Source organism: Vibrio sp. 10N.247.311.51 (genome assembly GCF_041467855.1).
In the GTDB taxonomy this organism is placed as follows: Bacteria; Pseudomonadota; Gammaproteobacteria; order Enterobacterales; family Vibrionaceae; genus Vibrio; species Vibrio coralliirubri.
Genome location: NZ_JBFSVK010000014.1, coordinates 126,806 through 137,221, shown reverse-complemented (window position 1 = coordinate 137,221; position 10,416 = coordinate 126,806). Strand labels below are relative to the sequence as shown.

Here is a 10,416-nt window from a genome sequence, read left to right as displayed (position 1 = left end):
ACCTCAGCCTTCCAAGCTGATGATGCGGGTTCGATTCCCGCTGCACGCTCCAACTTCTCTTTAAGCTTCATTAAGCACTTTCTTCCAGCGATACCCTATTCAAAAATTTTCGCCGTTTGCTAAGTCCACAGTCATTAAATCTATACTGATTAAACTTATTTTATTTAAGCTTAGATTGACGAATCAACGCTAAGTGACCAACCAAAGCTATTAACTCCTTAAATCGCTTCGTATTTCTGACACCTATCCAAATCACACATTGCAGTTCAGCTTTTAATGATTTTCAAAATTGTTCCAATTTAATAATCTTGGTCAATATCTGCAAAAATCATTGTGTTAATGTGCGCGTATTAGCAACAACCCATAAATAATAAAAAATGTTTAAAAGCAATGAGTTAACAATTAACATCGAAGCAATTAATGTCGCGCTAGCAAAAGTTGAAAATGCCAATAAAATTCAGCTAGATACATTGAAAGGTTATGTGAACAGCGAGCCTGAACAGGCTGTACTGGCTTTTCGATCGCTGAATGAAGCAGAGTCAATCGATGACAAGTTTAAAAAGATCATGGCAGAGCTACCGCACCTGAGCGGCGAAGCACACCACCTGCTTGAAACTTCTATCTTGCTACAGTGATTCTAACTACAGATAAGCCTCAGCCAATCCAAGTTAGTTCATGTATTCCTGAACAGGTTGAGACTTATCTTTAACTGGTCATAATGTTTAACCAATGACTTAGCTGCCACACAAAGCTGTGCTGATAGGTTGAATGAATTGGTGATGTAAGGCCCTCGCATTACTCCCAGAAGTTCCACCACTTTTTGCTGTTTTCTTCACGCTGCTGTTGGCCTTTCTCTGACCCTGTTCCTTCTTCTTTACGCTCTTGTTCCGCTTTCTTGTCTTTCTGCTTTTCTAATCCCGACTTTTCTTCGTCATTATCCATATCATCTTCGAGCTTTTCTTTCTTATCTTTGAGCTTCTCTTTACTCTCTTCGAGGGCTTCTTTCTCGTCTTCCAAATCGTCGAGTTCTTTATCTAGTTTCTGCTTATCTTTTTTGTTCTTACTTTTTTTCGCTTTCTTATTTTTCTCTTCGATCATTGAATCAAGCTGCTTCTCACGAACATCAATTTCGCCTTCAACTTTTTTAGCCTCAGCGAGCGTTTTTACTTCTTCTAAATCGGGCTTACCTTTACCAGCCCACTCAGGTTTAGCAGCAATACTGTGGGTCGACCACGTTATTAAAACACCCGTTATTGCAAGTACTAGAACTGTCTTATTCATCCTTAAACTCCTATTCCTATAGTCTTTTAAAGCTAATACCTAAATAGCACTAAAACAAGGTAGCCATACCTAGCACTCATCCCTTTGAACTAGATATGGCTTGTGTATCACCTTATAGCGTTAACGACTTCACCATACCCGCTTCAGCGTGACCAGGAATATTGCACGCGAACTCTACGTTATTATCGCCATGGAAATGCCACAGCAATTGCTTCGCTTTACCCGGCTTAACTGTCACTGTGCTACCCGAGTCATGAGCGTGATTGCCCATGTTTTTCATCATTTCACGGTGCTCTAACTGCTCTGAAGCAGAACCAATCGAGAATTCGTGATCAATCTTGCCTGTGTTCATCACAACGAACTGCACCACGTCGTTCGGCTCAATATCAACCTTGTTCTTAAATGTGATTTTCATATCGTCACTTAGCAGAACATGAACCACTTTATCCGGCTTTGCGCCTGTCGCAGGCATACCCACTTCAGACATGCCTTCCATATTCATCATCGAGTGATCCATATTTGAGTGGTCCATATTCGAATGGTCCATTTCAGCAAAAGCCGTTGCAGTAGTTAACGTCAGTGCAATCGCAATAAGTGTCTTTTTCATGATCGTTCCTTAGATTAATTCAGTTATTTATTTGTTAGTTTCACATGTTCATGTGGTACGCCCTTACTCACTCTGTATTGGTAAGTAAGGGCTAATAATCAATACGTTATTTGTTTGTCTCGTTTTGGCTGTGCGTGATCTCACGCTGTTTCCAGAGCTTAAAGATTGCAGGCAACACCAGTAGGGTAAGCAATAGTGCAGACGCCATTCCGCCTATCATTGGCGCAGCAATTCGCTGCATCACTTCTGAGCCCGTTCCCTCACCATACATAATTGGAATGAGACCAATGATCACGGTAAGTACCGTCATCATCACTGGGCGAACACGCAGTCCTGCGCCCTCACGAATCGCATCCGTTAAGTCTTCACTCTGAAGTGCTTGCTGGTTCTGCTCCGCATCCAATTTCTTGTAGTGCCATGCTTGGTTTAGGTAGACCAACATGATCACACCTATCTCAACAGCAACCCCGGCAAGGGCGATAAAGCCCACACCCACCGCAATGGAGAAGTTGTAATTGAGGACATGCATCAACCATAGGCCACCAACCATTGCGAGTGGCAATGTCAGCATGATCATCATCACCTCACCGACACGGCGGAAGCTTAGGTAGAGCAACAACATGATGATGGCGATTGTGATTGGCACAACGACACTCAAACGCTCCTTCGCACGCTCCATGTATTCGTATTGACCAGACCACGCCAATGAATAACCCGCAGGTAAGACGATTTGATCGGTAACGACTTTTTGCGCCTCTGCCACATAAGAACCAAGGTCGCGACCTTCGATATCAACAAACACCCAACCATTAGGACGCGCGTTCTCCGTCTTAATCATTGGTGGTCCATCTTCATAGCGAATGTCTGCAACATCAGACAAAGCAATTCGCGCTCCATTTGGTGTCACTAACGGCAGGTTTTGCAGCTTAACGACAGAATCACGATAGCTTTGTGGATAACGGACATTAATTGGGTAACGCTCTAGCCCCTCAACGGTTTCACCCACGTTCATGCCACCAACCGCAGTCGAGATAACCTGTTGCACTTCTTTAATGCTCAAGCCATATCGCGCAGCCGAGCGACGTTTAATGTCTATCGTCACGTAACGACCGCCCGCAACACGCTCGGCGTAGACAGAAGCCGTACCACTCACGCTGTTGAGGATGGGTTCAAGTTGCGAACCAATATCTTCAATCACGCTCAGCTCTGGGCCAGCGATTTTGATACCGATTGGAGTTTTAATACCGGTCGCTAACATGTCGATACGGGTTTTGATAGGCATAACCCACGCATTAGTTAAACCTGGGAATTGAATCAGATCATCAAACTCTTTACGCAGAGACTCAGTAGTGACACCGTCACGCCACTCATCTCGCGGTTTAAGCTGAATCACGGTTTCAATCATGGTTAACGGTGCAGGATCGGTTGCCGTCTCTGCTCGACCAATTTTGCCCCACGTGGTTTCGACTTCTGGAATGGTTTTAATGAGCTTGTTGGTTTGTTGCAACAACTCACGAGCCTTACCTATTGAGATGCCTGGATAGGTGGTTGGCATGTACATCAAATCCCCTTCGTCCAAAGGAGGGATGAACTCGCTGCCAAGCTTACTGGTTGGGTAATACGCAGAAGCCATCAAACCCAGTGCAATCACGATCATCACTTTTGGATACTTTAGGCTTAGGTTGAGCAATGGTTTATACATCGCAACTAAGCTGCGGTTCACTGGGTTCTTGTGTTCAGGTAGCACGTTGCCGCGAATGAAGTAACCCATTAGCACAGGCACAAGCGTGATAGCCAAACCAGCGGCAGCGGCCATCGCATACGTCTTGGTAAACGCAAGTGGCGAGAACATCTTGCCCTCTTGCCCTTCTAGCGCGAACACAGGCACAAAACTCAAGGTAATGATAATCAGAGAGAAGAACAGCGGTGCGCCGACTTCTTCTGCTGCCTTACCAATCACTTGCCAACGGTTTTTATCAGTCAGCGGAGTCCGTTCAATGTGTTTATGAACGTTCTCAATCATCACGATGGCACCATCCACCATGGCACCAATCGCAATCGCGATCCCGCCAAGAGACATGATATTGGCGTTGATACCCTGCCAATGCATCACAATGAATGCGCCTAAGATACCAACCGGCAGACTTAGTGCGATAACCAGTGATGAGCGGATATGGAACAAGAACAGCGCACACACTACAGCGACCACGATGAACTCTTCAGCCAGCTTCTTCCAAAGGTTTTCAACGGCTGAATCAATCAAAGTAGAACGGTCATAAGTCGCGACAATCTCGACACCATCAGGTAAGCCTGCTTGCAGTTCAGCGAGCTTGGATTTCACCGAGTCGATCACTTCACTGGCATTTTCACCAAAGCGCATCACGATAACGCCGCCAACCGCTTCACCTTCACCATTCAGCTCAGAGATACCACGACGCATTTGCGGGCCAAGGTTGATGTCAGCAATGTCACCTAATAGCAGCGGAGTACCCTTGTCGGTCACTTTTAGCGGCAGAGATTGAATGTCTTCGATGCTTGTCAGGTAACCGGTGGTACGAACCATGTGCTCGGCTTCCGCAATCTCAACAACAGACGCACCGGTTTCTTGGTTACCATCTTGGATTGCCATATTGACTTGCTGAAGCGTCAGGTCGTAAGCACGTAACTTGGCCGGATCAATCTGCACTTGGTACTGCTTCACCATTCCGCCAACGGTCGCCACTTCAGACACGCCTTCTACGGTTTGCAATTCATACTTCAAGAACCAATCTTGCAAACTCCGAAGTTCCGCTAAGTCGTGCTGACCGGTTTTATCTTGCAACACGTAGCTGTAAACCCAGCCCACACCGGTTGCATCTGGCCCTAGTGTTGGCTTAGCACTCGAAGGCAAGTTAGGTGCAACTTGGCTTAAGTACTCCAACACTCGTGAACGCGCCCAGTACATATCGGTATCGTCATTGAAGATGATATAGACATAGGAATCACCAAAGAACGAGTAGCCACGAACCGTTTCAGCACCCGGTACAGCTAACATGGCGGTGGTCAATGGATAAGTCACCTGATCCTCAACCACTTGTGGCGCTTGCCCCGGATAACTGGTTTTGATGATCACCTGAACGTCTGACAAATCCGGAATGGCATCGACAGGTGTATTTTTAACGCTGTATAAGCCGCCAAATACGATGGCTACAGTAGCAACCAGCACTAAGAAGCGGTTGCTAATAGACCAGCGAATGATTGCATTGATCATAGTTCGCCCTCACCCGTGCTATTCGTCGGTTCGAGAGATTTGAGCACATAATCAGAACCTTGCTTCGCTACTAGAAACCGAATGGTTTGCCCCTCTGTAAACTCAGATAAATCAAGGTCATCACTGGCTTGGAAATTCATTTCACCCGCTTTCCAATTCCACTCGGGGACTGGCTGATGTTTTACAGTGATCATGCCAAAATCAGCCATCAACATGGTGATGTCACCCGTTACCCAAATTTCGCCGGCGATCTTGTGTTTGTTGACCTTGTAATCAACAACCTCGTACAGCCCTGACTCTGTCTTTCGCATCTCAAAGTCAATTGCCTTACCACGTTGCACGTCACTCATGTCTAAGCCTTCCGCAAAGGTGAAGTTCATCACCATGCCCGGCCAATCCCATTCAGGAACTGGCTGATGGTTAATCGTCACCATGCGACTGCCTTGCATAACATCGGAAATTTCACCGTTCGCCCATACGGTTTCAGCTTCTTCTTCAACACCATTGATGCGTGAAAGATCAGCAGTTTGGCTCGATTCAGAATCCAACATGAAGTGCGCAGAAGTGACAATGTTTTCGCCTTGCTCTAGCCCTTGAAGCACCTCTATTTTTTCGCCAGCTTCACGACCAACCTCAATACGAGCAGAACGATACTTGCCAGAACCTTCTGACATCACCACTCGAGTCATACCACCGGAGTGAATCACCGAAGATCTTGGGATAGTAAGAACGGCTTCATCACTGATGGGTTTCAACGCAATATTGGCGAACATATTTGGCTTAAGCTCACCATTTGGATTGGAGAACTTCAAACGAACGCGCAAGGTTCGAGTTTTTGGGTCAAGGATTGGGTAAACGTAATCGACATTACCCAACCACTCTTTGCCGGGAATGGCATCTAGCGTCATCACCGCATTGCTGCCTGACGAGATCCAGTGCGCTTGACGCTCAAACACCTCTGCATCAACCCATACTTCGCCTAATGGGCCAGCACTGATCACCGCTTGTGCAGGTGAAAGGTAACCACCTTCTCGGATATTCAAACTTGCGATGACACCATCAGCTGGCGCTTTGACTTCAATGGTTTGTGAGGCTTTGCCTTTGCGCGTAATAGCGCGGATTTGCGTCTTATCAACACCCAAGGTAATTAAGCGTTCAGTCGAGCCTTTGATCAAACCTTTACGACCCGTTTTATAAGCACTGATCAACTCTTCTTGTGCTTTAACAAGCTCTGGAGAATAGAGTGTGAAAAGCACATCACCTTTGTTTACCTTCTCACCCACTGCGTTAATAGAGAGTTTTTCCACCCAACCAGAAACACGCACGTTGGTTTGCCATAGCGCACTTTCATCAAATGCCACGTAGCCAACCGTTTCAATGCGCGGTGATAGCGCTTCTCTTGTGACTTGTGCGGTTTTCACGCCAAGGTTATTTTCCACCGAAGAATCAATAAACACGGTTCCGGGCTTATCTTTGGCTCCGTCGTTCACATCGTCTGCATACACAGGGATAAGATCCATCCCCATTGGCGATTGACCTGGCTTATCACGCTGATAATTTGGGTCCATCGGAGCTACCCAATACAAAGGTTCATCGCTGGCTTCTGTACTCGTTGCCATTGCTGACATGTCGTGTGCTGGATTAATTAGAAAATGGTTCACACTAAAACCCAATGCACCACCGACCAATAAAGCGATTGTTGCTACTTTTACTGAACTCATTATGTATCCCTTACTGATTCTCTGTGGTTGCAAGTTGTGGTTGGTTCACTTGGTATTCAAAGCCACTGACTAACGCCGCCAGTTTGCTGTTAACGATGTTGAGATCGGTGATCAAACGTTGTTGCTCTAACTGAAGCGCCAGCTCATCGGTCGTTGCTGAAATGACATCGTTAAACTGGGCGGTATTGTTTTGATAGCCCCTCTCAACCGCGCTGATTCGGGCTGCGGTTTGAGGAAGCAAGGACGTTTGATAGCGATCTAATCGCTGGATCAGATTTGATCTGTCCACCAGCAATGCATTCACTTGCGCGTTCATTTGGGAAAGTAAGGTGTCTTTTTGAGATTTAGCCGCACCAACTTGATACTGAGCAGCCGATAAGTTTTTATCTTGTCGGTTCCCTGTAAACAGCGGGATGTCGACTGTCAGATAAGCACTCACCAGATCAGAAGCAGGTTCACCTGCCATGTTATTGGCTTGACGGTGTGCATACATCACTTCCACCCCAAACTGCGGGGTATAAGCTTGCTCGGCTAACTCAACCTTAGTTTGATTGGAGGAAATACTGACATCGGAGATCTTAACCAAAGGATGGTCAGTCAGCAGCTGGTAGTGCTTGGTTGAATCGATATTGGTCGCTAATTTGCTTTCCAACAACGACCAATCGATTTGGTTAGTTGCATTCAGTGTGCCCTGAGAATCAAGAATCTGAGAGCCTAGCCAATCAGAACCCAACCATTCAGAAAGCTGAGAGATTAAGCGGCGCTGAACCTGCTGGTTTGCCTGAAGTTTCTCATCAAGCTTGCTCACTTGGAGCTGAGCATTAAGCAGATCTTGCGCTTCACTTTTACCAATCGAGTAGTTGGTTTGTACATAGTTTTCAAGCTCAACCAACAAACGACGATTTTGACGAATCACCGACTCAGCCTTTTGCTGATAACCTAACTCAAGCCAAAGCTGCGTCATGCTATTCGCAACCGTCAATTCTCTTGCTTGCACCTGCAAAGCTAAAGCATCTGCCTGTTGGCCTGCCTTTTTCTGTTGGAGGTTAAGCGTATCGCCACGCTCAAACTGCTGCATCAACCCTACCGATATATTAGTCATCGGGTCTTCGTCGAATTGAAAGCTATCGACAGGCAAACCACCAAATCCAACTTTCAATTTCGGGTCCATTAAGGTCGAGCTGGCAATGCCCGTTTCTCGCATCGCTTGAGACTGAGCAAAGTACTGTTTGCGATTTCCATCTTCGCTTAAAGCAATCTCAATCAGTGTATTGAGTTGCTGCGTCGAGCTTGCTTGGTCATGTGCTGAAATGTGTTGAGCATTTGAAGCTGACGCCGTGGTAGCCGCGAGCGTAGCACTTGAAAACAAGGCCATAGGCAAGGTAGCAGCAACCACTAAGCTCGTGTTCATGACAAACACAGAGGTTGTTGGTTTCATATTCACAATGAATGTCCATATCTAGCGCTAATTAGCGCATCAAAAAGAATGGCTTATCAGAATTATCTAACTGATATAGCTGTATTTTTAGATATAGATTTATGCGGAAGGTGGGCGTAGCAAAGATTGTGCACGAGTCACTTTTTGACCGATAGTCACAGAGTGATGAGGTGCGAATGAAGAGGAAATTTGGTAGTTGGCTTGGAGCGCCTGAATTGTGTGTGATGCGGTAGAACAAACAGAATAGCAACAGATATGAGCAGAATCCGAACCGCCACAACAGTTGTTGCCCATCACATGCTCTCCGTGAGCATCCATTGATTCTTGATGTGAAGCCATCTTGTCATCAGCAGACAGCTCAACATAAATAGCGTGGTCATCATGGGCAGAGTGAGCTCCATGAACAGACTGGTCGCCATTCGGCGTGCTTGCATGAACATGATCGCTCATGTCTGAATCGGTAACGGTCACATGGCAACCGGCAGCAAATTGACTTGCGGCATCAGGATCGCTCGGCGAATCGTTGTGATGGCAGATAGACTTATTCGACATCATCTGCGTTGCCATGATATTAGCCATCATGGCTGAAGAGCTTGAGGCATAGCTAGACATCAACATCGCAATGATGCTGAAAACAATAATCCAAGTTTTTCGGAATGTGTTTGTCATAGCTTACCTTTGAATTTACACCGCAACTATAAACGTTACCCTTAGGGTAAGGTCAATGCCATTGTGCCGATATTTGCCTGACCGTTGAAAAAATATTCATTCATAACCATGGTTTGTCGATTATTTGAACTTAAGGCATGTGTGTCCTTCAATGATAGTTCTGGATAAGCAAAAAGTGCAACTCACTAAAAAAGCCTTCAACACAGGTTGAAGGCTTGGATCGTTACCCTAATTTATTGTCTTGGTCACCTAGATGACGAGCTCATCTCGAACCATTAAGTGACTTACTCCACTCTTTCGATAATCGTCGCAATACCTTGCCCCATACCAATACACATAGTTGCTAGCCCGTATTGACCACCACGCTGTTCCATAATATTGATAAGGCTACCGACGATGCGAGCACCCGAACATCCTAAAGGATGACCCAGTGAAATCGCTCCACCATGCAGGTTCACTTTATCTTCACGCTGCTCCCATAAGCCTAAATCTTTTAAACACGGGATAGCTTGCGCTGCAAAGGCTTCATTCACTTCAGCAAAATCGATATCTGCGATCGTTAGATCAGTCTTCGCTAACGCTTTTTTGGTTGCCGGAACGGGTCCATAACCCATAAGCGCCGCTGGCACTCCCGCAGAGGCAGAAGAGATAACTCTAGCTCTTGGTTTAATGCCGATCTCGATGGCTTTATCTTCACTCATCACCAGCAAACAAGATGCGCCGTCAGACAAGGCCGAAGACGTACCTGCCGTTACGGTTCCTCGCGGGTCAAACGCAGGGCGAAGCTTAGACAAAGATTCAGCGGTGGTTTCAGGACGAATCACTTCATCGTGCTTAACCAAGGTTGGCGCACCGCTTTCGTCATGACCCATGGTTGGGACAATCTCGTTATCAAAGCGACCTTCAAGTGTCGCTTCGTGCGCGAGTCGGTGTGAACGAGCGCCCAATTCATCTTGCTCTTCACGAGACACGTTATGAAGTTGACCAAGTGCTTCCGCCGTTAACCCCATCATCGCAGACGCTTGTGCCATATTGCGGTTGTATGGGTTTAAGTTGATGCCTTTGGTCATTGGGATATGCCCCATATGCTCAACACCACCAACGAGAACAACATCGGCATCACCCGCTTTTATCGAGCGCGTTGCCATGTGCAGTGCATCCATTGAAGAACCACACAAACGATTCACTGTTGTTGCTGGTACTTCTTCAGACAACCCAGCTTGAAGTGCTGCGACCTTCGCAAGGTTAACGCCCTGCTCTTCGGTTTGCTGCACACAACCCCAGATCACATCATCAATCAGAGTGGATTCAACCTTTGGCTGACGCTTCAGCATGGTGCTCATTAAGTGAGACGAAAGATCATCGGCTCGAACATGTCGAAATACACCATTTTTTGAACGCCCCATTGGAGTTCGAATCGCATCTACAATCACTACGTTTTTCATATTTC

At 46.3% G+C, this 10,416-nt stretch carries 8 protein-coding genes; 1 reads left to right on the top strand and 7 read right to left on the bottom strand.

Going from position 1 to position 10,416, the window contains the following annotated elements; translation table 11 throughout:
• The first annotated feature begins 377 nt into the window (after positions 1–377).
• Positions 378–635: a hypothetical protein gene (locus AB6E85_RS14320; RefSeq protein ID WP_004731488.1), complete on the top strand. Its 258-nt coding sequence runs from the start codon at positions 378–380 to the stop codon at positions 633–635.
• 160 nt (positions 636–795) lie between these two features.
• On the opposite strand, the gene AB6E85_RS14315 is transcribed toward AB6E85_RS14320, so the two are convergent.
• The 7 genes from AB6E85_RS14315 to fadA all read right to left on the bottom strand — a co-directional run bounded on the left by AB6E85_RS14315 (position 796) and on the right by fadA (position 10,411).
• Positions 796–1,281: a hypothetical protein gene (locus AB6E85_RS14315; RefSeq protein ID WP_372143089.1), complete on the bottom strand. Its 486-nt coding sequence runs from the start codon at positions 1,279–1,281 to the stop codon at positions 796–798.
• A 112-nt stretch (positions 1,282–1,393) separates the two neighbouring features.
• A complete protein-coding gene (locus AB6E85_RS14310) occupies positions 1,394–1,888 on the bottom strand; it encodes a cupredoxin family protein (RefSeq protein WP_372143088.1) in 495 nt (164 codons plus the stop codon).
• 106 nt (positions 1,889–1,994) lie between these two features.
• A complete protein-coding gene (locus tag AB6E85_RS14305; RefSeq protein ID WP_372143087.1) occupies positions 1,995–5,138 on the bottom strand; it encodes an efflux RND transporter permease subunit in 3,144 nt (1,047 codons plus the stop codon).
• Positions 5,135–6,859, bottom strand: a complete 1,725-nt coding sequence (locus AB6E85_RS14300) for an efflux RND transporter periplasmic adaptor subunit (RefSeq protein WP_372143086.1) — start codon at positions 6,857–6,859, stop codon at positions 5,135–5,137. The genes AB6E85_RS14305 and AB6E85_RS14300 overlap by 4 nt, the downstream gene beginning before the upstream one ends.
• A 10-nt stretch (positions 6,860–6,869) precedes the next feature.
• Positions 6,870–8,297: a TolC family protein gene (locus AB6E85_RS14295; RefSeq protein WP_372143093.1), complete on the bottom strand. Its 1,428-nt coding sequence runs from the start codon at positions 8,295–8,297 to the stop codon at positions 6,870–6,872.
• Positions 8,298–8,396: 99 nt separating this feature from the next.
• Complete coding sequence (locus tag AB6E85_RS14290; protein ID WP_050634289.1) at positions 8,397–8,966, bottom strand: hypothetical protein; 570 nt, start codon at positions 8,964–8,966, stop codon at positions 8,397–8,399.
• Positions 8,967–9,250: 284 nt separating this feature from the next.
• Positions 9,251–10,411 carry an acetyl-CoA C-acyltransferase FadA gene (gene fadA / locus AB6E85_RS14285; RefSeq protein ID WP_372143085.1) on the bottom strand — a complete coding sequence of 387 codons (1,161 nt, stop codon included), beginning with the start codon at positions 10,409–10,411 and terminating at the stop codon, positions 9,251–9,253.
• Positions 10,412–10,416: the final 5 nt, after the last annotated feature.

What these genes read in the sequence shown, in the direction of transcription:
- AB6E85_RS14315 (WP_372143089.1), bottom strand. Translation starts at nt 1,281, where the DNA reads ATGAATAAGACAGTTCTAGTACTTGCAATAACGGGTGTTTTAATAACG.
- AB6E85_RS14295 (WP_372143093.1), bottom strand. Translation starts at nt 8,297, where the DNA reads ATGAAACCAACAACCTCTGTGTTTGTCATGAACACGAGCTTAGTGGTT.
- AB6E85_RS14300 (WP_372143086.1), bottom strand. Translation starts at nt 6,859, where the DNA reads ATGAGTTCAGTAAAAGTAGCAACAATCGCTTTATTGGTCGGTGGTGCA.
- AB6E85_RS14320 (WP_004731488.1), top strand. Translation starts at nt 378, where the DNA reads ATGTTTAAAAGCAATGAGTTAACAATTAACATCGAAGCAATTAATGTC.
- AB6E85_RS14290 (WP_050634289.1), bottom strand. Translation starts at nt 8,966, where the DNA reads ATGACAAACACATTCCGAAAAACTTGGATTATTGTTTTCAGCATCATT.
- AB6E85_RS14310 (WP_372143088.1), bottom strand. Translation starts at nt 1,888, where the DNA reads ATGAAAAAGACACTTATTGCGATTGCACTGACGTTAACTACTGCAACG.
- AB6E85_RS14305 (WP_372143087.1), bottom strand. Translation starts at nt 5,138, where the DNA reads ATGATCAATGCAATCATTCGCTGGTCTATTAGCAACCGCTTCTTAGTG.
- fadA (WP_372143085.1), bottom strand. Translation starts at nt 10,411, where the DNA reads ATGAAAAACGTAGTGATTGTAGATGCGATTCGAACTCCAATGGGGCGT.